Origin of the sequence: Lysinibacillus sp. JNUCC 51 (assembly GCF_015999525.1) — a bacterium.
Taxonomy (GTDB): Bacteria; Bacillota; Bacilli; order Bacillales_A; family Planococcaceae; genus Lysinibacillus; species Lysinibacillus xylanilyticus.
Map to the genome: position 1 here is coordinate 2,805,705 of NZ_CP065545.1, position 23,831 is coordinate 2,829,535.

The 23,831-nt window shown below is 37.1% G+C and carries 17 protein-coding genes, 1 pseudogene and 1 riboswitch; of the genes and pseudogenes, 17 read left to right on the forward strand and 1 reads right to left on the reverse strand.

Annotated elements, in window-relative coordinates; all coding sequences use genetic code 11:
• The first annotated feature begins 19 nt into the window (after nt 1-19).
• The 7 genes from JNUCC51_RS13620 (at nt 20) to JNUCC51_RS13650 (ending at nt 9,369) form a co-directional block, all read left to right on the forward strand.
• Nucleotides 20-2,008, forward strand: a complete 1,989-nt coding sequence (locus JNUCC51_RS13620; RefSeq protein WP_337988515.1) for an ABC1 kinase family protein — start codon at nt 20-22, stop codon at nt 2,006-2,008.
• A 418-nt stretch (nt 2,009-2,426) separates the two neighbouring features.
• Entirely contained in the window at nt 2,427-3,617 is a 1,191-nt protein-coding gene (locus tag JNUCC51_RS13625) for a C40 family peptidase (RefSeq protein ID WP_337988516.1), read from the forward strand.
• Nucleotides 3,618-4,159: 542 nt separating this feature from the next.
• Nucleotides 4,160-4,708: a hypothetical protein gene (locus JNUCC51_RS13630; RefSeq protein WP_337988517.1), complete on the forward strand. Its 549-nt coding sequence runs from the start codon at nt 4,160-4,162 to the stop codon at nt 4,706-4,708.
• Nucleotides 4,709-4,935: 227 nt separating this feature from the next.
• Nucleotides 4,936-5,142, forward strand: a riboswitch (cobalamin riboswitch).
• Nucleotides 5,143-5,344: 202 nt separating this feature from the next.
• Nucleotides 5,345-5,887, forward strand: a complete 543-nt coding sequence (locus JNUCC51_RS13635) for an ATP:cob(I)alamin adenosyltransferase (protein ID WP_337988518.1) — start codon at nt 5,345-5,347, stop codon at nt 5,885-5,887.
• Nucleotide 5,888: 1 nt separating this feature from the next.
• Nucleotides 5,889-6,854, forward strand: coding sequence for an ABC transporter substrate-binding protein (locus tag JNUCC51_RS13640; RefSeq protein WP_337988519.1), 966 nt, complete (start codon nt 5,889-5,891; stop codon nt 6,852-6,854).
• A gap of 275 nt (nt 6,855-7,129) precedes the next feature.
• Complete coding sequence (locus JNUCC51_RS13645; protein ID WP_337988520.1) at nt 7,130-7,897, forward strand: tyrosine-protein phosphatase; 768 nt, start codon at nt 7,130-7,132, stop codon at nt 7,895-7,897.
• 248 nt (nt 7,898-8,145) lie between these two features.
• Entirely contained in the window at nt 8,146-9,369 is a 1,224-nt protein-coding gene (locus tag JNUCC51_RS13650) for an IS110 family RNA-guided transposase (protein WP_337988445.1), read from the forward strand.
• A 274-nt stretch (nt 9,370-9,643) separates the two neighbouring features.
• On the opposite strand, the pseudogene JNUCC51_RS13655 reads toward JNUCC51_RS13650, so the two are convergent.
• A pseudogene (locus JNUCC51_RS13655) lies at nt 9,644-11,203 on the reverse strand (IS1182 family transposase); the annotation flags it as partial.
• Between the two features lie 307 nt (nt 11,204-11,510).
• On the opposite strand from JNUCC51_RS13655, the gene JNUCC51_RS13660 reads away from it, so the two are divergent.
• The 10 genes from JNUCC51_RS13660 (at nt 11,511) to JNUCC51_RS13705 (ending at nt 23,824) form a co-directional block, all read left to right on the forward strand.
• Nucleotides 11,511-12,896 carry an MATE family efflux transporter gene (locus tag JNUCC51_RS13660; RefSeq protein WP_337988522.1) on the forward strand — a complete coding sequence of 462 codons (1,386 nt, stop codon included), beginning with the start codon at nt 11,511-11,513 and terminating at the stop codon, nt 12,894-12,896.
• A complete protein-coding gene (locus JNUCC51_RS13665; protein WP_337988523.1) occupies nt 12,896-13,732 on the forward strand; it encodes a putative RNA methyltransferase in 837 nt (278 codons plus the stop codon). Before JNUCC51_RS13660 ends, JNUCC51_RS13665 begins: the two co-directional genes overlap by 1 nt.
• Before the next feature lie 78 nt (nt 13,733-13,810).
• Nucleotides 13,811-14,419, forward strand: a complete 609-nt coding sequence (locus JNUCC51_RS13670) for a lysophospholipid acyltransferase family protein (RefSeq protein ID WP_337988524.1) — start codon at nt 13,811-13,813, stop codon at nt 14,417-14,419.
• A 222-nt stretch (nt 14,420-14,641) separates the two neighbouring features.
• Nucleotides 14,642-15,106 (forward strand): low molecular weight protein-tyrosine-phosphatase, encoded by a 465-nt coding sequence (locus tag JNUCC51_RS13675; RefSeq protein WP_337988525.1) that lies wholly within the window; start codon nt 14,642-14,644, stop codon nt 15,104-15,106.
• Between the two features lie 541 nt (nt 15,107-15,647).
• Nucleotides 15,648-16,367, forward strand: coding sequence for a YebC/PmpR family DNA-binding transcriptional regulator (locus JNUCC51_RS13680; RefSeq protein WP_337988526.1), 720 nt, complete (start codon nt 15,648-15,650; stop codon nt 16,365-16,367).
• Nucleotides 16,368-16,840: 473 nt separating this feature from the next.
• On the forward strand, nt 16,841-18,136 hold the full coding sequence (locus JNUCC51_RS13685; RefSeq protein ID WP_337988527.1) for an arsenic transporter: 1,296 nt from the start codon (nt 16,841-16,843) through the stop codon (nt 18,134-18,136).
• A 262-nt stretch (nt 18,137-18,398) separates the two neighbouring features.
• Nucleotides 18,399-20,141 (forward strand): methyl-accepting chemotaxis protein, encoded by a 1,743-nt coding sequence (locus JNUCC51_RS13690; RefSeq protein WP_337988528.1) that lies wholly within the window; start codon nt 18,399-18,401, stop codon nt 20,139-20,141.
• Between the two features lie 86 nt (nt 20,142-20,227).
• Entirely contained in the window at nt 20,228-20,803 is a 576-nt protein-coding gene (locus tag JNUCC51_RS13695) for a YdcF family protein (protein WP_337988529.1), read from the forward strand.
• 74 nt (nt 20,804-20,877) lie between these two features.
• Nucleotides 20,878-22,575, forward strand: coding sequence for a M3 family oligoendopeptidase (locus JNUCC51_RS13700; protein WP_337988530.1), 1,698 nt, complete (start codon nt 20,878-20,880; stop codon nt 22,573-22,575).
• Between the two features lie 169 nt (nt 22,576-22,744).
• Nucleotides 22,745-23,824 (forward strand): AI-2E family transporter, encoded by a 1,080-nt coding sequence (locus JNUCC51_RS13705; RefSeq protein WP_337988531.1) that lies wholly within the window; start codon nt 22,745-22,747, stop codon nt 23,822-23,824.
• The last annotated feature ends 7 nt before the right edge of the window (nt 23,825-23,831 follow it).

Here is a 23,831-nt window from a genome sequence, read left to right on the forward strand (position 1 = left end):
AGCATCGGAGGTGCCACTGTTGATATATTTGAAATTTGCAATCCAAATCATTGTTGTGTTAGTGCTTATTTATTTTGTAAGTGGTCGATTAATTGGTTCAAACATTAATTTTATGCGCAGGGTTCTTTCTGTAGTCATTAGTGTGACACTAACGTCCTTTGTTTACTGGTATACCTATTTACGTCATACAGACTTTTTGTACGAACCGATGATGCAAACAGTGATAGAGGTTAGTACACTTGTTTGGATTGGCTGCATGCTACTAATCTCGATGTTGCTCTATCTCGTTTTTGAGCTTTTTGATCCAAGTGGTATTACAGCTAGAGACCGTCGGAATGGCAAAAAAAATTTATTATTGCGCCTTCGTAGCTACTGGCGACAGCAAAAACGTTTGCGTCAGGTGTTAAAAATAGCAGTGACAAATGGCGTTGTTCAAACGATTAAATACGCAAGACAACGAGAAAATGAAAAGGAGCTTGCCGTTGCATTAAGGGTAACTTTGGAGCAATGTGGTGGGATATTTATTAAATTTGGTCAGGTGCTTTCTACTCGTAAGGAACTGTTTTCGCCTATCTTTATTGACGAGTTAGAGAAGTTGCAAAATAATGTGAAGCCTTTATCGTCTGAACAGGTAACACAAATTTTAGAAGATTCACTACCTAAGCCTATGAATGAAGTATTTGCAAGCTTTCAAATGGAGCCTATTGCGGCAGCATCTATTGGACAAGTGCATAAGGCGCGATTGAAAAATTTTGATGAAGTCGTGGTGAAGGTACTACGTCCAGAAGTGAAGGGAATTATGCGAGACGATCTCGAAATTTTAGAGGAGTTTGCCAATTGGCTTTCAAAAAAATCAACATGGGCAGAGTCACTTGGCTTTCGAGAGCTTGCAAAAGGATTTGCCGATGGGTTACGCGAGGAAACTCATTTAGATATTGAGGCTCGAAATACTATACAGGTGACGAATGCTCTTGCTAAAAGCGATTATAAGGTGAAGATTCCTAAAATCTATATAGAATATTGTAATGAAAATATTATTGTCATGGAATATGTACAGGGGAAAAGCGTCGCAAATGCTACGGCTGAGTTTAATCGATTTGGAAATAATCGTAGTCAGTTTGCACGGACTGTTTTATATTCTTTCTTTGAACAGATGCTTTTTTCGGGTATTTTTCATGCAGATCCACATCCAGGAAATATTCATATTGATGAGACGGATGGCACACCGATACTACTTGATTTTGGGGCTGTTGGCCGTTTGGGAGCTACACAACAAGAGGGATTAAAGCTAGTTATAATGGGAATTCATCTAAATGATTCAAGTATTTTATTTGACGGCGTAACATTGTTGGTTGAAAATGCTGATCATGCAGAGCGTGCAAAGATAGAGCAGGCAATTGATCAAATTCTTTTGAAAATCTCTTACGTGGACCGAATTCCAACAGAGGAATTAATTCATGCATTATTTACGGTTGTTCGTGATTTCGATCTTGCCTTTTATCCAACAGTAGGTTTAGCGCTGCGTTCATTAGTAACATTGGATGGAACATTAAGGGTAATTGATCCAAGTTTTGATATTTTTACGGAAGCGAAAGATTTTTCATCCGCATATATGCGAGCATCCTTCCTGAAGCCATTTAAAGAACCGATGGCCGCAAAGGAACGTTTACAAGAAGAATTAGCAATGCTTATTCCGACATTGCGAAAAATGCCAAGGCGAATTGACCAGCTCATTCAACGGGTGGAAAGTGGGAAAATTACCTTACATCACGATGTTTTTTCGGATGAGGATAATGCTCGTTTTATAACACATTTGTTTTCCCGTTTAGTCTTACTTCTCGTAGGAATTACCTTTGGAATCATTTCTGTAGCACTTTTAGCAATATCACAATTTATTCTTGACGCGTACGCTGTTTACTTAAATACAGCCGCATACTTAGGATTATTTTTATGTGCTATTCTTTTAGTACGCCTTTCAATCCAGGCGCTACGTTCTATGAAACAATGAAGCGCCATAACGAAGTGAAAATCAATCTTCGTTTATTGAAACATATTAGTTATATCTATTCTGAGGTAGGGGAGATGCTCCCTTACCCTTTTTTATTCTAAAAATGTTCTTGAGAAATATTACAAAAAGATTACAAAGTAAATAGTGGGACTAATGGTAAAACAGTTAATATCGTTGCTATGTAGAATAAAACGTCATTTTGTAGAATTTATAAGAATTTACGTGAATGTTACAAGAATGTTTCGAGTTTTACTAAACGATTAAAAAGACGTGAAATAGTATAAAAGTTATGCTAATAATGCTAAACTTTAAAAGGCTAATAAAATATAAGAATATAAATAAGAACATAAATAGAATCGTTCCAGTGATTACATAAAAATACTAAGAGCGAAATTGACTAGTGAAGGGAAAGAATAACGTGGGTAAACGCAATAAATGGCGTAAGTCGATGGTGCTAGCATTAACACTAGCTGGCGGCTTATTATTTAATACAGTTCAACCAACAGTAGTGCACGCAGAAGAAACTTCTCAACAAATGATTGAAAAGAAAGCTAAAGTAGATACAGAGGTTAAAAAGCTACATGAAGAATTAACTAAACTACAAAAAGAGATCGATGAAAAAGTAAAAGTATTTAACAAAGTACAAGCAGATATTAAAGAAGTTGATGCAAATATTGTAGATACTAAAAAACGTATTGAGCAACGTTCAAACATTCTAAGTGATCGTATGGCTGCATACCAAGCTCAAGATAATACTGTGGGTACTTATTTAAATGCTGTTCTTGAAGCAAGAAGCTTAGCAGATTTAATGGACCGTGTCGTAGCGGTAAAAACATTAATGGATGCTGACCAAGAATTAGTAGATCAACAAGAAGTAGATAAGGCTAACTTAGAGAAACAAAAAACAACATTAGATGAAAAACAAAAAGAGCTTCAAAAGCAATTCCAAGAGCTTCAACAAAAGGAAAGCGAAATGGAAGTAAAAAAAGCTGAAAATGAAGCGAAATCTCTTGCATTAAAGGCACAAATTGCAACGAAACAAGAAGAAGAACGTTTAGAAGCAGAACGTAAAGCAGCAGAGGAAGAAGCAGCTCGTTTACGTGCACTTCAAGCAACTACTCCAGTAGTACAAGCAACAAACAACAACGATAACAATAATAATAGTAACGATAACAATAGCAACGCTAACAGCAGCAAAGCGAACGATGTAAATTCACCACAAAAAGTAGTTGTTGGTTCTGGTTCAGGTACTGCATCTTCAGGAGATGCAATTTCAACTGCAAAGCAATTCTTAGGACGTAGCTATGTTTGGGGTGGCAGTAACCCATCAACAGGATTTGACTGTTCAGGTCTTGTACAATGGTCTTACAAACAAGCAGGCGTATCTTTACCACGTACAGCATCACAACAATATTTAGCGACACAACGTATTTCAGCAAGTGAAGCACGTGTAGGTGACCTAGTATTCTTCAGCTATGGTTCAGGCGTAGCGCATGTAGGTATTTACTTAGGAAACAACATGATGATCGACGCTCAAAATAAAGGTGTTGTCATTGAATCACTTGATTGGTGGAATCAATATTTAGTAGGCTTCGGTCGTATTCAGTAAGCCTTACTATTATATAGACGATTTAAATAGCAAAAAAGTCATCTTTGTAAAAGAAAAATTACAAAGATGACTTTTTTTTTGATGGTATTTAAGATCCTCCGAGTAAACCAATCTATAGTTATCTATTAATTTAGGCTCGACTACTCGGTGAATAATGAGTAAAATAACATCTGTGATGAATAAATTTACACAGGTGGATATATTTACTATTATAGTCCCGTTTACTAAAGTGGAGCCGAGGAAAGGGATCACAACATTTATTTATAAAATGATTGTCGTCATTATGGCGTATTTTCCTTGTCAATTCCAATCATAAAGCTAACACGTAAAATTTGTCTTTAATAGTCGAAAGAAATGTTTCCTTGCATAGTGATCCTCATTTCTGATAATTTTGAGATATACAATTAGGGATCTTTGTTGGAAATAAAGTTATTTGTGACTTTAATTTAATAGTAGTAAAGTAACCAACTATATAAATTAAGACAACACCTATAAGTTCGCCATTTTTTTACGTTCTGAAACAATAAAGGTAGGGATGAATCATGGAAAAAGAGATTTTGCAACTTTTTAGTAATTTAACAGAGCGTGACCGTGATATGCAATACAAATCATACGAAGAACTGATGAAAATTATGCAGGAACCAGTTGATTGGACATATTCAGTTTGGGAACAACTTGTTCAGGCTCTTACATACAAAAATGGACATGTGCGTGCAAGTGCTGCACAATTTTTATGCGCGTTGGCTGCAAAAAGTGATCCTGAAGAAAGAGTATTAGAGGACTTTTTAAAGATTTGGGCAGTAACGTATGATGAAAAAACAGAAACTGCAAGGCGTACTTTGCAGGCAATTTGGAGAATAGGTTTAGCAGGGCAGGTACAAAGAGATTTAGTCGTATCATATTTGGCGAAAAGATTTCAAATATGCTTAGACGAAAAGCACCCGAAGTTGATTCGCTATGATATTATTGTATCTTTTAAAAAGCTATTCGATGCAACGAAAGACCCGAAACTACTAGAGATTGCACGGCGTTTAATTGAAGAAGAAGAAGATGTTAAATACAAAAAGAAATATAAGAATGCCATCCGTTAAAAAAAGCTGTTTTTTTGCGCAAATTCTCTCGGTGAGAGATAGCCTTTATAACATCAATCTAAAAGTATAAGAAATCCCTACACAAGCATGAGAAATACCCTTGTGGGCAATGAGATCACCCGAGTGCATAAGGTAATACCTGCTTGATTTTTATCCAACGTATTTGTTTATTCTAATTCCACAGCTATTTTTTCCTATTAATCTATGTTAAACTGCTTAACAAGTGAATAATTCTTGCAGAATAAGGGTGCTGAACTATAGCATAATCGGGAATTCGGTGAAAAACCGAAGCTGTTTCCGCAACTGTAAGTACAGGACTCATAAAGATATACCACTGTCGAATTGTCTGATGGGCAGGTTTTTTATGACTCACAATGTGATTGAATGTTGTGAACTGTACAAGCCAGGAGACCGACCTTTGTTTGAACGTATGATAACTCTTCGGAAGCTAGGAGAATATGCGGCAATTACATAGGCTATATCGTGTCTGCTACGACACTATTTATGTTATTTTCGTTGTTTCCTTATGAGTGGGAACAGCGTTTTTTTATGTACACTTATAATTTACCTGAAGAAATCCTAGGAAGGGTGTGAATGAAGTAAGAATTTTTCACGAAGGAAAGCGGGGACTTAGATTTGAAAAAAGATGCGCGTTATTCTTGTTATCCATTTATGCGTGAAAAGGCATCAACAGTTGATTTTGAAATTCGAACGGATAGCCTTACAACACATATTGGGGTCGCTTTGGCGGCGGTAAAAAAGGAGACGGTAGAGGTAGTAGCAGATGATTTACTAGCCATTTTACCAATGGCTTACCATGTAAATGGCTCAGTCCGAGGCAAATTAGCTGTAACCGAAGATGATTTGACTTGGCTTAGTGATCGCTATGATTTCTATGTTAGTCATGTTAAAGAGGAAATACAAAACTTTGTATTACCTCAAGGAACAGAGGCAGCTTCTGCATTGCATTTATGTCGTAGTGAGGCGAAAAAATCATACCGTGTTTTGCACAAAGTATCTGAAGAACGCGAAGTACCAGCTATTCTCTTTGATTATTTAGGATTGCTAGCCAATGTATTTTTTGTAATGGCTGTCTATATGAATCAGTATGCTGGTATTGCTGAAATACCGTTTATTAGTAAGTCGTACCCGATGAAGAAGAAAAAGGAGAATCAATGAAATGAAGAAAATGTTCAAACTACAATGGCTTTCTGTGTTGATGCTGGCACTCGTATTAGTTGGCTGTGGCACGAAAGAGGATACAAATAAAGAGACTGTTTCTAAGGAAGATCAACAAGTTGAGAAAACTAGCTATAAAGTTAAGGATGACCGTGGTGTAGAAGTAGAGTTTGCTGCTGTACCTAAAACTATTGTTTCATTACAACCGAGTAATACAGAAATTTTATTTTCTCTAGGTGTTGGTGATAAAATCGTTGGTGCAACTAAGTATGATTCGTATCCAGAAGAAGCGCAAAAAATTGAGCGTGTTTCTGATTCTACAAAATTCAACAGTGAGCGTATTTTAGCGTTAAAGCCAGATGTCGTTATTGCCTATACAACTGGTGTCAAAGATGATGAAAATTTAAATGCATTAAAAGGTCTCGAAGATTCTGGTATTAAAGTGTTTGCTATTCAATCAGCTAAATCATTTGATGATGTTTACGGGGATATCCAACAAATCGCAACGGTTATGGGAATCAAAGATAAGGGCGACAAGTTAAATGAAGATATTAAAGGTAAAATTGCAGATGTCCAAGCGAAAGTTAAAGATGTGAAAGAACCAAAAAATATCTATTTAGAAATTAGTCCAAAGCCAGACATTTATACAGCTGGTTCTGGTACATTCCAGCAAGAGATTTTAAATGCTGCAAATGTGAACAATGTTTTTGCTGACCTCCAAAGCTGGGCGAAGGTATCGGAGGAAGATGTCATTGCGAAAAACCCAGATGTCATTTTAACAACAGTAGACTATATGAAAGACCCGGCGGCAGAAATCCTTTCTCGTGATGGATGGAATTCAATGACTGCTATTAAAGATAAAGAAGTTTACTATATTGATACTGATATTTCAAACCGTCCTGGTCCACGTATTGGCGAAGCTGTTGAGTTAATAGCAAAAGCAGCATACCCTGAGTTATTTAAATAGTCTATATTGAAAAAAAGTATTTTGAAGCTGTCCTTTATGGGCAGCTTTTTAACTTCTTTATGAAAATGCAAAGCCGACTCTGGACGCAAATATGCCGAGGCATATTTGATTGGATAAGGTGGATAACTACTCCGCTTCGATAAAGAAGCGCTCAAATAAATCGCCTGATTGCTCTAAGTACTGTATGACATTTCCTAGTGCGAAAATTGGTATTATATCGAATTGTTCTATAAAATAGAGATAAGAATGCTTGCTAATAGAGAGAGGTGCAGTGAGTGAAACAGTTTGATATAAAGATTGTTCCGTTTGAAGCAGTTCATAATTTTCGTGATATGGGTGGATACAAGTCGAGAGATGGGCGTGCTGTTAAGCATGGTTTGATTTATCGTTCAGCAGCACTTGGTAAAATGACGAAAGCGGATAAGGAGCTATTTGAAACGCTAGGTGTGAAAACAATTTTTGATTATCGAGACAACCACGAGGCTCAAAATAATCCTAATCCGGTATTTCCGTATGCCAAGTATATTCAAATACCGGCAAAGGGGAATCATGCTTTTGAGATGCCTACAAACACTGGTGGAAAAGATTTTTATAAGGTTGTAAGCCCAGAGATGTTCCGAGACTTTTATGCACAAATGCCTTTTAATAATGGCTCGTTTAAAAAGTTAATGGCAACGATTCAACATCCTGAAAATTTAGGGCTTGTTCATCATTGTGCGGTAGGGAAAGATCGAACAGGTATTGGCAGTGCACTTATTTTACTTGCTTTAGATGTACCTGAGGAAACGATAATGGAGGACTATTTAGATACAAATGTACATCTACGTCCCTTAGTAGAACGAATGGCTCAGACAATTCAGCAAGATTATAGCGATCGAGAATTACAGCAATTTTACGCCTTAATGTCTGCCCGTGAGGACTATTTACAAGCAGCATTTGATGCGATGGATAACCGATATGGCTCTAAGACCGCTTTTTTAGAGCAAGAGTTTGGCTTAACAGCAGAAAGACGTAAGGAATTGCAGGACCATTGTTTAATATGATAAGAAACATACTAACATTAGTAGTACAAACCAAGGCCATGGTTTGTGCTACTATTTTTTTATAGTAGAAGTGAAGAAAAGCCGACCAGCCTCTGGGACCATTTGTGAGTCCGTATATAAAACCGGCTAACTTCATGCCCTTATATGAATCAGTTTAGTATGTTGGATCCAAGAGATCGTGTATAAGAAAGTGGAATCGATAAGGTACTGTGAAGGCTTCTATGATTGGTCAAAAGGAGAAGAATGAGATGAAACATGTCATTGCGTTAGATGTCAGTAAAGGAAAAAGTACCGTTGCGATTTATGATGGTCACCGCCAATGTGAGTTTGAAGGTGTGCTACATCATACACGGGGTGATTTCGAGCGATTACACGAACGAATGGAAGAGATGACAAAGCAAGATGGACAAGCGCCAGATATCGTATTTGAAGCAACAGGCATCTATTCAAAATCTATCGAAGCGTTTTTCAAAGAGTACGGCTATGCATACTGCCGCATGAATCCACTTGAAGCGAATTTACAGATGGCAACGATGCGTCGCAATAAAACCGATATCAGTGATGCCCATGAACTCGCGAAGACACATTTCAAAATGGAACGCAAAACAACGTACATACAAGACGATTATTATGAACAGATGCGTGCACTGACTCGTTATTACGATGAAATTGACGAAGAAATCATTTTACTCAAAAGTAGAATGCATGCCATTTTACAGTTGAGTTTTCCAGAATTAGAAAAACTGGTTACACCGAGTTCAGCACTATTTTTAAATATTGTACAACTATATCCGCACCCAACACTTTTACAGGCCCATTCAAAAACGATTATTAAAAATCGTTTAAAGGGCAATACGCGAAAAAAACTATCGCTAATGCGTGCGGAGGCTAAAGCTATTACATTATTAGAAGCAGCTGAAAATAGTTACCCAGCGATTAAACCCACAGATATTCGTTGTGATCAAGCACGAGATTACGCAGCTCGCATTGCGGATTTACTAGAGAAGAAAGATGCGCTTGTGAAACAGATGGTGGAATTGTCGGAAGGAAGAAAAGAATATCTAGTATTTCGTTCGATTCCTGGGATTGGCGATTCAACGGCGTGCCGATTAATTGGAGAGATTGGTGACATCCGCCGCTTTCAAAATGCGAAACAACTGAATGCTTACGCAGGCATTGATATTATGCGGTACCAGTCTGGGAATACGCAATATCGAGACAGGATTAATAAACGAGGAAACAAACATTTACGGAAGATTTTATATTTTATGGTGTGCGCCATGCTTATGGCTAAAGGAAAACCGAATCATTTTGTGGACTATTACTACAAATTAAAAAAGCAACCTCAGAAGAAGCCTCATAAGGTTGCGATCATCGCCTGTATCAATAAGTTTCTGAAAGTGACATTTCAGTTACTGACGCATGGCATTCTTTACGATTATGAGTCCGCACTACCAGCTCAAAAATCGTAATCACCTACATAGAACTATATCATAATGACCTTTCGAAAAAAATAAAAATCGTCAGGTCTTTTTGGCGTATCTAAAAATGAGTGTGAAGTGGTGAGGGATATCCCTCACCACTTCACACTCATAAAAATATAAATTATTCTTTAAATAAGGTTGACTAATCGTAAGAAAGAGGCTGGGACATAACTAGCTTCATTAGTGAGAAATCCGAATTTGAATTCATTCAAATTCGGATTTCTCTATTTTTTATGTTGTCTTCATATAGCTATTAGCTAATGGCTGTGAATTTTCTTAAATTCACGGCCATTAATGCGAGGCCCATCTCGTTTTCAACCTTCGATTTTCCTCTCACAGAAAATCGAGTGAAACGCAAATTAGCCTTCAAGAATCCAAAAACTGGTTCCACGTCAATTTTGCGTTGACGATAAATGGTACTCATTTTTTCTTCTGAAAGCTTTACTCTTACATATTCTTTTTGTTGCTCCCACTTCTCATTCACGATTAACTTACGATTATTTCCCTCTTTTGCTTTCGTACATAACGAACGTAGGGGGCATCCGGAACAGTCCTCACATTCGTATATCTTAAATTCACGCGTGAAATCATACTTATCCGTTTTAGTGGAACGATATTTAAATACAAGCTGTTGTTGGTTTGGGCAAGTGTATCGATCATGTTCTTTATCATAATCCCAGTTCTCTGTATTGAATTCGTTTTGCTTATGCTTTTTCTTCTGTTCTTTTACATACATGTTATACGTGATTAAGGCTTCTCGCTTACGGTTCGAAAGGATATCATCATAATTTTGTTCACTGCCATATCCAGCATCTGCGACGATGTGTTTTGGTAACTTAAAATAATGTTGTTCGATTTCATCTAAAAATGGGATTAATGTACGTGTATCCGTTGGATTCGGAAAAATGCTGTAGGCAAGCGCATACTGACCTTCTGTTGCCACTTGTATGTTATAACCTGCCTTCAATTGACCATTTTTCATATAGTCATCTTTCATACGCATAAATGTCGCATCCGGATCTGTTTTCGAATAACTATTTCGTTCGTCAAAGATTTCGAAGTCTCTTTGATATTTTAGTTTGCGTTCAATATAGTCAATCAATTGTTTGCGAGCTTGCTTTGGGAATTTCCGTTCCGTTCTTAAAGCCTTTCGCTCTGCTACATCCGATGACTCTTCAATTTTTCGATCATATTCAGAAATCACTTCATCTACTTTTTCAACCATTTGAGCGAGGTCTTCCAATGCTAATTCCTTTTCATTTTCCCGTTCAATTTCTGGCATGATTTCTTTTTCAAGCAGCTCATCGTATAGCTGGTTTGACTTTTCAATTAGTCCGTTATGAAATTTCTCAACCGACTTTTTCCACACGAATGTAAATTTGTTCGCATTCGCTTCAATCTTTGTTCCATCAATAAAAATAGCTTCCTGGTCAATTAATTCTCCCTGTACCAGCTGGCAGCGGAATTGAACGAAGCATTGACGAATCAACTCTTTTACCTCTGGTTGGACACGGAATCGGTTGATTGTGCGGTAGGTTGGTTCATGCCCTTGAGCTAACCACATCATCCGAAGACTATCTTTTAAAAGCGCTTCAATTTTGCGCCCTGAGAAGACAGATTGCGTGTAGGCACATAAGATAATTTTAAGCATCATGCGTGGATGGTAGGCAGGACAGCCCTCATTTCGAAGGAATGGTTCAAACGCTTCGGGCGGGATACTTTCGACTAAATGGTGGACATGGAAGGCAATATCATTCTTTTGTAACTTCACTTCTAAATCTAAAGGCAAAACTAATTGATTCATGTTATAATCTTTAAACATAAGGATCCTTCTTTCTGTATAATTTTGTTGTGGTGACTTAATTTTATCAGAAGTGGTCCTTATTTTTTATGAAAAAAATTTAAAGCCGGTGAAATTTTACTAATCGTAAAATTTCACCGGCTTTTTAGTTAAGAGGTGGGTTTTGTCCCAGCCTCATTTTTTATGTATTATACTAGCTTTGCAATGTTTCATTATAAAAACTCTTTACACCCTAAAAATCTATGATAAGATACTATATATTTTTATCCCGCGGTAACGAGCAGTAATTTATCTGTATCGAAAGCGAAGCGTATAGGAGAAGTGAAAATTGTCAGACACATTAAAAGAAAGTGATATAAAAGAGACAAATAAGTTAAGTTTGTTCCATTTAACTTGGCCGATATTTTTAGAAGTATTTTTATTTATGTTAATGGGACTAGCCGATACTTTTATGCTTAGTGCTTTATCAGATAATGCAGTATCAGGGGTTGGTGCAGCCAACCAGTATATCCATATTGCAATTTTAATACTTGAAGTAGTTGGTAATGGTGCTTCCATTGTTGTATCTCAATATTTAGGTTCAAGGCGCTTTTTCGAAGCTGCGAAGATTTCCGCTTTAGCAGTAACGATGAATTTGGTCGTTGGACTAATGATGAGTGTCTTATTTTTCTTCTTTTCGAGTCATTTAATGACCATGATGAACTTGCAGGGAGAAGTGCTTAAATATGCTCAAAGCTATTTAATAATCATAGGAAGTTTTATTTTTTTACAGGCAATTATAAATGCATTAGCAGCGATTATCCGTGTACATGGATGGACAAAGCAAACGATGTATGTATCACTAGGTATGAATGTGCTACACGTTGTATTAAACTACGGTTTAATTTTTGGTAACTTAGGATTACCGGAGTTAGGTGTAAAAGGAGCGGCTATTTCCTCAGTTGTAAGTCGGGGATTAGCAGTTCTCGTGTTTTTCTGGCTGTTGTATCAAGTCATGGAAGTAAGAGTGAAGCTAGAATATTATTTCGATTATTCAAAGGAATATATTCGAAAAATATTAAATATAGGTTTACCTTCAGCATTTGAGCAGGTACTTTATCAGTTCTGTCAGATTGTCTTCCTTTATTATGCAACGTATTTAGGCTCAGAGACACTTGCTGCAAGACAGTATGCTATGAATATTTCGATGTTTACGTATTTATTTGCGATTGCAATCGGGACGGGCACAGCTATAATTATTGGGCGAAATGTCGGTGCTGGTAAAAAAGATCAAGCTTATCATCAGCTTTGGTTAAGTGTACGCGCAGCTTTTGCCTTTACGATAACTATGGTTGCAGTTGTGACGATATTTCGTAAGCAACTTATGCACATTTTTACTGATAATCAAGAGGTCATAGCAATCGGAGCGTCTGTCCTAGCATTAAGTATTCTGCTTGAAACAGGGCGTACGATGAATATTGTAGTTATTAACTCATTGCGTGCCTCAGGGGATGCAAGATTCCCAGTAAAAATCGGTTTCTTATCAATGGTATGTATGAGCCTTCCACTAGGTTACTTGTTTGTCTTTGTTTTAGATTGGGGGCTAGTAGGTATTTGGCTCGCGATTTCGGCAGATGAATGGATGCGAGCTATTATCGTATACTTTAGATGGAAAAGTCGTAAGTGGGAGCGTTTTGCACTTGTTTCACCTACAGAACAAAAGGAGGCGAATTAATGGGAGCACTTTCTAAAAGAGCTGCAGGGGCAGCCTTAATGGATAAAAATATTACACTTTTTGCTTGTCCAATTTGTCAGGAGTCAATGGGTGTATTTGAGCAGGGTAGATTAGTATGTTCCTCAAATCATTCTTTTGATATTGCCAAGCAGGGCTACGTCAATATGCTGACACATGGTGCGGTTTCTAAGTATAGTAAAGATCTTTTTGAATCTAGAAAAGCAGTTATTGATAGCGGCATCTATGATTTAGTAGAAGATAAAATCGGAGAGCTAATTGCTAATGCAGAAACCGTACTTGATACAGGGTGTGGTGAAGGTTCACATTTAGCCCGTATTATGGAGGATAAAAGAGGAAACTGTATTGGTGTTGGTATTGATATAGCGAAAGAAGGCATACTTGCTGCATCCCGACATTATCCAGAACAAATTTGGTGTGTTGGTGATTTAGCGAAAAGTCCATTTGCAAAATCAAGCTTTGATGCCATATTAAATATTTTATCTCCTGCCAATTACGAAGAATTTAAACGTCTATTAACTCAGAATGGTTGTGTTGTTAAGGTTGTACCTCAAAGCGGGTACCTACACGAGCTTCGAGCACAATTATATGCGGATTCTACAAAAGAGTCGTATTCAAATGAACAAATAGTTGCTCGTTTTAAAGAAAGCTTTGCTGATGTTAGTGTAGAACGTATTACTTATACAGTACCGCTATCTATAGAGCTTGTACCAGCACTGCTTGAAATGACACCGATGGGCTGGCATAAAAAAGAAGAGTTCAATATCCAGTTAAATGAAATTACGATTGATGTTGATGTATTAGTGGGAAGAATCTAGTTATTTCATATGCAATTGCTATATACTGGTCTTTTCGATTACAATGGGTATAACTATTGAATAAGGTAGGATGAAACAGTGTATAAATTTATAGCAAATCTTGTAAAAGTAATATTAACATTAACGGGCTCAAAGGCACGTGTATATGAGGAGCAAAACTTACCGAAAGAAGGTGGGTTTATTATTGCATGTACACATACTGGCTATGTTGATATTTTAAACCTTGGGGTTTCAATGACTCCTCGAGAAATTCACTTTATGGCTAAAAAGCAATTATTTGATATAAAAGGCCTTGGCTGGCTTATAGAGCGTTTGAATGCCTTTCCGGTAGACCGTGACAATCCAGGACCAAGTGTTATTAAAATACCTTCACAGTTATTGAAAGAGGGTAAAATCGTCGGGATTTTCCCATCTGGTACACGTAATGCTGAGGGTACGGATTTAAAGCAAGGTGCGATTACTATAGCACAGCTCTCTAAAGCTCAAATTGTACCAGCCGCTTACGTTGGTGCGCGTAATGCCGGCGATGTTTTTAAGCGTGGAAAGGGTTATCTAATTTATGGAGAGCCATTTTATGTAACAGGTAAAGGTAAAGAAGGACGCGAGGAATTTACTCATCGTCTTGAGCATGAATTAGTAGCGTTAACTGAAGAATTAGAGAAGCGAATTGCAGCAGAAAAGAAATAAAGTGAAACAAATTCAGATGAGGCCTCCTGTGAAGAAAACAAACCTTCACAACCTTTTGAAGTGGAGTAGCTTCCTGCCAGTTATATGCTGGATAACTAAGAAGGCACTCAGAATCATTGATTTTGGGTGCTTTATCTTTATTCGGCAATTATTTCTTGTAGCAAAAGCAAAGCGACAGCTACATTTACGCCATGGCAAAATTAATTGTGGGAGGATATAGAAATGATTCGAGTACTTTTTGTATGTTTGGGGAATATATGTCGGTCACCAATGGCTGAAGCGGTCATGCGTGATTTAGTAGAGAAAGAGCATTTAAGTCATAAAGTTGAAGTAGATTCGGCAGCAACAAGCTCTTGGCATATTGGTGAACCTCCTCACAGAGGAACACAAGAAAAGCTAAAGGAGTATGGCATCTCAACAAAAGGGATGAAGGGCCGACAATTACAAAAAGCTGACTTTGAAAATTTTGATTACATTATTGGTATGGATGACAGCAATATACGTAATATCCGAACGAAGCTTGGCAATATTGATTCTCCAAAGATTTTCCGCTTTTTAGATTTAACCGACCATCGAAAAGACGTGCCTGATCCATACTATACAGGAGATTTTCAAGAAACCTATGATTTAGCTTTAGAAGGCTGTCATGCATTATTAGAAAAAATCAAAGTAGAAAACCAATTGTAAAGTGGCTCTAAGTGAAACAATTTTTTGAATATCACCATAACGTGGTTCCGACTGGGAGCTTTGCCGCTGACGCTTCGCTTTCGCACAGACGTTTTAATAAATGTCATCCATAACTTTTGATAATGAATGTTTTTTTACAATTAATGCTTAATAAATTCACCTTAAACATTGGGATATCTAGCCTTGAAAGCATCATTTGTGTTATTATTTGCAGAGTAAAGATACGATAAGTATTTAACTTTTTCCAGCAGAAGTCTCCCTCCTCTATAGGAGGTGTGATGAATGCTGATTTAGGTAACTTTTCAGCGGGTGTCCAAACACCTGTACCTGTCGCTACGCTTTCGGTACAAAAGACACTTGCTGAAAGGAGTTAAAGCCTCCGGCGGATGTCACGGAATCGGAAGGGAGTTCTTTGTGCGAGCACAAAGCCGAATTCGGATACAATTATGCCGAGGCATAATTGATTTACCTACCATTTACAGATGTGCAACTGCGCATCTATTATTTTTATAAACTTATAATTTGAAAGAGAGTGGAAACTATGGGTCGTAAGTGGAACAATATTAAAGAAAAGAAAGCGTCTAAAGACCAAAGCACAAGCCGTATCAATGCAAAATTTGGACGTGAAATTTATGTAGCAGCAAAATCAGGCGAGCCAGATCCTGAGTCAAACCGTGCTCTTAAAGTTGTTCTTGAACGAGCAAAAACATACAGTGTTCCTAAACATATTATTGAAAAAGCAATTGATAAAGCGAAGGGTGGCGGCGACGAAAGCTTCGACGAATTACGTTATGAAGGTTTCGGACCAGCTGGTACTATGTTAATTGTTGATGCTTTAACAAATAATGTTAATCGTACTGCTTCTGATGTACGTGCAGCATTCGGTAAAAATAATGGGAATATGGGTGTCAGTGGATCTGTTGCCTACATGTTCGATTCAACAGCAGTTATTGGTTTAGAAGGTAAATCTGCAGATGAAGTTCTTGAAATTTTAATGGAAGCAGATATTGATGCTCGTGATATTCTAGAAGAAGATGAGGCTGTCATTATTTATGCAGAGCCAGACCAATTCTTTGCTACACAAGAAGCTTTAAAAGCAGCTGGTGTTCAAGAATTTACAGTAGCAGAGCTTTCAATGCTACCACAAACAGAAGTAGCATTAACTGGTGATGACGTTGCGAAGTTTGAAAAATTAATTGATGCATTAGAAGATTTAGAGGATGTCCAAAACGTCTACCATAATGCTGATTTAGGCGAATAATATAGACATACAAAACCAGTAGCAAATTTAAGCTACTGGTTTTGTCTGTAGACAAACGATACTCCTGATGCCATAAAGTTTTATGGTAATAGGCTTTCTTTGGATATGATGAGGAGCCGTTGATTTTTCGCGTTATGGATATACATCAATTTATTCTTTTAACGACAAGCTAAAACCAGTGGCCTTAAGCTACTGGTTTTTAACTTCTTTCAGCGGGGGTACAGAACATCTGTACCTGTCGCTACGCTTTCGGTCAGTTGGATGTCACGGAATCGGAAAGGAGGCCTTAGAGAAGGCTAACTGATCATCGGTAAAAACGCCACGTCCTGTGGCATTACTGAAATGACCGACATCGTGATGGCCCTCGTGCAGGCCTAAGCACAAAGCCGAATCCGGACGCATTGTTTATCTGTGCGAAAGCGAAGCGACAGCAACAATTATGCCGAGGCATAATTGATTTAGGGAGGAAAACAGTGCAAGCTCTTTTAGCGATTGTTATATTTTTAGTAACTTTATTTTTTGTAATAGTTCAGCCACGTAAAATATCGATAGGCTGGTCTGCTTGTATTGGTGCTGCAATTGCGTTAACGCTTGGGGTTGTTACTTGGCAAGATGTTGTTGAGGTAACAGGGATCGTTTGGAATGCAACGTTATCGTTTATAGGAATTATTTTTATTTCACTTATTTTAGATGAAATTGGATTCTTTGAATGGTCTGCCCTACATATGGCACGCATCGCAAAGGGAAGTGGTAGCCGGTTATTCATTTATCTTTCCTGTCTAGGTGCTATTGTTTCAGCATTATTTGCAAATGATGGTGCAGCTTTAATACTGACCCCTATCGTTCTAGCGATGGTCCGTAAATTAGATTTAAGCGATAAAATGGTCTTTGCATTCATTATTGCAAGTGGCTTCATAGCAGACACAACATCATTACCGTTAGTCATTAGTAATTTAACAAATATTGTGTCGGCAGATTATTTCGATATTGGATTTATGGAATATTTCTTACATATGCTGGTACCGAATTTAGTTTCTTTACTGGCAAGTATTGCTGTACTTTATATGGTCTTTCGCCGTTCAATTCCAAAAGAATATTCACTTGAGGCAGTTGATAATCCGAAGCTGGCAATTCGTGATAAGAGATTATTTTTATTATCATGGTATGTTATAGCGATATTATTAGTTGGTTTCTTTACGAGTGAGTTTTTCAAAATTCCTGTGTCATTTATTTTATGTGGTGTAGCGGCTATATTTTTCCTGCTCGCACGACGTAGCCATATTGTAGATACTAAGAGAGTTGTGAAAGGGGCACCGTGGAATATTGTGTTCTTTTCTATCGGTATGTATGTGGTTGTATATGGCTTGAAAAATGTAGGAATGACAGGATTGCTAGCGAGTCTATTAGAGCACTCGATACAGCAAGGGTTAATGGTAGCGACGATAACGATGGGGTTTGTAGCAGCGATTTTGTCAGCTATTATGAATAACCTACCAACTGTAATGATTGATGCATTAGCTATTGCTGAAACTAGTGCAACTGGCATTATTAAAGATGGGTTTATATATGCAAATATCATCGGCACTAATTTAGGTCCTAAAATGACTCCGATTGGCTCACTTGCAACATTGTTATGGCTCCATATATTGGCGCAAAAAGGAATAAAAATTGGCTGGGTGCAGTATTTAAAAATAGGTATTGTTTTAACAATCCCAACTCTTTTCGCTACTTTAATAGCTTTAGTGGCTTGGATTACGATCATTTCTTAGGTAAATACGATAAAATTAAAAAACTATTTTTCTATAAGGCATATTGCTGTAGAAAAATAGTTTTTTCTTTTTTTCTAGCTCATCGGTCGCCCCAGAAAAGCTCCCTAGCTTATCCATCTATGTTATGGTGATCGAGCATATCGGGGTAAAAAGGCGAGTAATTCATACTTAAATTACATTTTACCCATTGTAGAAAGTTTAAAATCATAACATAATATAGATTAATAGTCATGGTGATCGATGAGGAAAAGGGGGCTAAAGAATGAAGTTTTTACGTTCGATACAGGGGAAACTTATTATTATTTCATTAGCATTATTAATTATACCTAGTCTAGTAATAGGTTTGGTTAGTTATAGCAAAGCAGAAAAAGGTATGGATAATATTGGCGAACAAGTTATTAAAAATAGTGTTGAATCTACTATGCAATTAATCGAGCTTGCGAATGAGAGTGTTAAAAGGGGCGACATTCCTTTGGAAGTTGCACAGGAGCGAGTGAGGGAGGCACTTCTAGGACCAAAGGATAGTGAAGGAAAGAGGCCAATTAATTATCCTGGAGACTTAGGGGAGTATGGTTATATATATGTTTTAGATGATAAAGGGACATTTATAGCCCATCCATCTAAAGAAGGGGAAAACTTATGGGACGGTAAAGATAGTAGCGGCAATTACTTTATTCGGGAAGTAACCGAAAAAGCACTTGCTGGTGGAGGATTTACACAATATGAGTTTGAGCTACCGGGTCAAGATGTATTAGCTGATAAAATAATTTATTCTGCAAAGGATCCTAATTGGGGATGGATCATTGCATCGGGTACATATATGCAAGACTTTAATAAAGGGGCTAATTCATTATTACTCGTTATTGGTATTACATTATTAGGTGCCATTATTATAGGTACTGTAGTTGTCATAATGGTTTCGAGACATTTAGCTTTACCTGTTCAAAAGTTATCTAAACGAGTACGTGAGGTAGCAAAAGGGAATTTAACTGTAGAAATTGAAAATCTACAACGCTCAGATGAGATTGGTCAGTTAAATGAAGGATTTAATGAAATGGTTAATCAACTGAAAACATTAATTACAGATGTAGAGGAAGCAATTGTAGAAATTCAATCGACATCTTCAAATTTAACATCTGTGGCAGAGGAAACAAATGCTTATGGAGATGAAATAGTAAAGGCGATAAATGAGGTTTCGGACGGTGCAGTAAAGCAGGCTTCAGAAGCTGAGGATACAAATAGAACTGCCATTGATTTTGCTCAGCAGATTGAAGTATTGCATGACAAAAATGAAATAATGCTTGATGCATCTCGACATATGAAGCTGTCGAATCAAGAGGGGCTCTTAAATTTAAACAGCTTAAAAGAGAAATCACACGAGTCTTCAGAATTGATTAATAATGTTTATGCTGTATTTAATAGCTTAATCGTGAAAGTAAGGGAAATTGAAGGCATTGTCGGTACCATTACCGAGATTTCTGATCAAACGAATCTACTTGCATTGAATGCATCGATAGAGGCAGCTAGAGCTGGTGAGCATGGCAAGGGCTTTGCGGTTGTTGCTGAAGAGGTACGGAAGCTAGCGGATCAAACATCTGTAGCAACTGAGCAAGTGCGTACAACCTTAAAGGGAATCGAAAGTGAAACTAATTTAGTGAACGATGAGATGAAGAAAACAAACGTCATTGTTCATCAGCAAAATGATTCGGTTGCCATAACAGAGTCATCCTTTAAGGAAATTGAATTGGCCGTAGAGAAAATTATTACTATCATTGGAGAAATGACTGCGGGAGTAGAATATTTGAATAACTCAAAGGATAACATTATGCAATCTATCGAAAGTATTGCGATGATTAGTGAGAAAAATGCTGCTGCATCAGAGGAAGTAACGGCATCTGTTGATGAACAACAGCGTGCCATTCAGCTTGTTAGTGAGTCTTCCAGTGATTTAACAGATGAAATATCGGCACTACAGGAGTCTATTAAGCGCTTTATATTAAGATAATCAATTAGGATGTTTGTACAATAATTCTCGTACAAGCATCCTTTTTCTATGCCTAAACGTTAGTAAAAGGTAAAGGGGGAGAAAATGTGAAAAAATGGGTAACGAGATTAGGGGTTATACTACTTGCTATTTGTATTGTTGTTTTTATTTGGCTAGGCGAGGAGATGAAACAAGGCGTTCAGCCGGCTGCAAATGGAACAGCTACATACATAATTGTCCTGGGAGCGAAGGTAAAATCGGGTGGAACTCCATCGCTTTCTTTGAAAAATAGATTGGAGGAGGCTGTAAAGTATTTAAACAAATATCCTCATGTAAAAGTAATTGTTTCTGGTGGGCAAGGGGCGGATGAAGATCAGACAGAGGCTTCAGTAATGTTTAAATACTTACAGGACAAAGGTATAGATACTAACAGAATATTAGTAGAAGAACAATCTACTTCAACTTATGAGAACTTACTATTTTCTAAAGAACTTTTGCCTAAAGGAACAAAGAAAATCACGATTCTCTCTAATGATTTTCATTTAAAGCGTGCAAAATATTTAGCTGAGTCTTTAGGTTTTGAGGTAGATGTCGTTGCGGCAAAAACACCAAAATCAGTAGAAATACAGTTAAAGCTACGTGAAAGGGCTGCGTTATTAAAAACCTATATAATTGGCTATTAAATTGTTTCTTAATAGTATAGATTTGGCATATAATAGAAATATCACGGGGTATATGATAGAAAGAGGGGACTTTAATGAAAACGTTTAAAGACTATGAATACAGCCGTCCGAATATCGAGGCAATGAAAGAGCAACAATTATCCTTAATTGAGCAATTTAAAAGTGCTCAAACGATGGACGAGCAAAGTGAAATAATTGAGAAATTAAATGAATTGAGCAATGACTACGCTACGATGGCAAACCTAGTGTACATTCGTGCTTCGATTGATACAAATGATGAATTTTATCATGCAGAACGCGATTATTTTGACGAGGTTGGACCTGAGTTGGAAGAGGTAACAACAGAATATTATAAAGCGCTAATCGTTTCACCATTCCGTGAGCAGTTAGAAGGAAAATGGGGTCAGCAATTATTTGATTTAGCAACCTATCAAATTAAAGGTTTTTCACCAGCAGTCATTGATTTAATGCAAAAGGAGAACAAGCTCGTTTCAGAATACAATAAACTTGTTGCCTCTGCACAAATTGACTTTAATGGTGAAACTTTAACGCTTGCTCAGCTTGGACCATATGCAGAGTCTACTGATCGTGTAACGCGTAAGGCGGCAACAGATGCACGCTTTGGCTTTTTTGCTGACCATGAAGATGAATTTGATCGACTGTATGATGAACTTGTCAAAGTACGCCATGAAATAGCTGTTAAATTAGGCTATAAAAACTATGTTGAGCTAGGTTATATTCGAATGAATCGCATTGATTATAATGCAGATATGGTAAAGAAATTCCGTGATCAAGTTCGTGATTTAATCGTACCTATTGCAACAAAATTATATGAACGTCAGGCAAAGCGTATTGGTATTTCTGATTTTAAGTTCTATGATGAAGCATTCAACTTTGTATCAGGAAATGCTACACCAAAAGGCGATCCGGAATGGATTGTTGCGAACGGTAAAAAAATGTATGAAGAGCTATCACCTGAGACTGGTGAATTCTTTAACTTTATGATTGATCATGAATTAATGGACTTAGTGGCGAAAAAAGGAAAAGAAAGTGGCGGTTATTGTACATTTATCGAAAACTACCACTCACCATTTATCTTCTCGAACTTTAATGGTACTTCAGGTGATATCGATGTGTTAACACATGAAGCTGGACATGCTTTCCAAGTCTATTCAAGTCGTAACATTGGAATCCCAGAATATTTATGGCCAACATATGAGTCTTGTGAAATTCATTCGATGAGTATGGAATTTTTCACATGGCCATGGATGGAGTTATTCTTTAAGGAAGACACAGAAAAATATAAGTTCACACACTTAAGTAGTGGCTTATTATTCCTTCCTTACGGTGTAGCAGTTGATGAGTTCCAGCATGTAATCTATGAAAATCCGAATATGACACCAGCTGAACGTAAAGCTGCGTGGAAAAAGATTGAGGAAACATATTTACCACACCGTGACTATGATCATAACAGCTATCTAGAAGCAGGTGGTATATGGCAACGTCAAGGACATATTTATGCAAGTCCGTTCTATTACATTGATTACACATTAGCACAAATTTGTGCATTCCAATTCTGGAAACGTTCACGTGAAGAATTTGAAGCTGCTTGGAAGGACTATATTCATTTATGTGGTCTAGGTGGCTCTATGTCCTTTACGAAGCTTGTAAAAGAAGCTGGCTTAATTTCACCATTTGAGGATGGCTGTGTTGAATCGGTAATTGGTGATATAGAAGATTACTTAAATTCAGTAGAAGATACTAAATTATAAACTTTTCATTTTAGAACATTAATGAAAATTTGCGACTCTCCTGTTAGAGGGTTGCAAATTTTTTGTTTTAAATACTTGGTTATTTTGAAATTAAATAGTAGGATACTTGCGAAATGGTCAATATATAAGTAGTATTTTCAGTATCTGCGATAAAAGGAAGTGAATAAAAATGACGAGGAAAGTTTGGTTTCAAGTAGGAGTTGGGGTTTTACTTGCTCTACTAATCATTAAATATTTTATAGAGATTCATTGGATTTTTTCACCGTTTGTTATTATCTTAAAGGCTATTTTTATACCTTTGTTGCTTGGCGGTGTTTTGTATTATGTTACTGAGCCGATTCAGAGGTTTTTAGAAAAACGTAATTGGCCTAGATGGGCAAGTATATTAACAATAGTCATTGGACTAGTAGCGCTTGTAGGTGGCTTTGGTTGGATTGTTGGTAATCCGATTGCAGAGCAGGTTAATAATTTAGTGAAAAATATACCGATGATTAGTGCTAGCGTTCAGGACGCAGCTGATTATGTGTTTAAAAACAAAGATAACTTCCCACCACAGTTGAAAGATTTTATCGACAATATGGCAAATTCTATGCAGCATTTTGCCGTTGTGGCAAGTAAGGGGATAGTTTCGTTTTTACAATCAGTTGTATCAGTTTCTTTATTAGCTATTTTAATTCCATTCTTCTTTATTTTTATGTTGAAGGATCATGAAAAATTTGCGCCGTCAGTTTATAAATATTTCAGTGGTGAACGTCGAGAATGGGTGAAAAAGACGTTAAGTGAAATTGACGATGTTTTACGTAGCTATATTCAAGGGCAGCTGCAAATTAGTTTTTTACTAGCACTCATTATGTATGTCGGTTATTTAATTATAGGTTTAGACTATTCGTTGCTGCTTGTTATATTCGCATTCTTTATGAATATGATTCCGTTTATTGGACCATGGATCGCCTTTACACCAGCGCTGATTGTGGCTATTGTTCAGGATCCAGTGTTAGTCATATGGGTGTCTGTTGTCACACTTGTGGCGCAGCAAATTGATAGTAACTTTATAACGCCTAATGTAATGGGTAAAACACTCGATATCCATCCGTTAACAGTTATTACAGTTATTTTAGCGGCAGGTAATATTGCAGGTTTCATCGGTATTATCATTGCTGTACCATTTTATGCAGTATTAAAAGTGATCGTATCCAATATTTATGATGAACGTAACGTGATTAAGAAAAAGGCTACGAAGTCGGTATAGGAGTCGA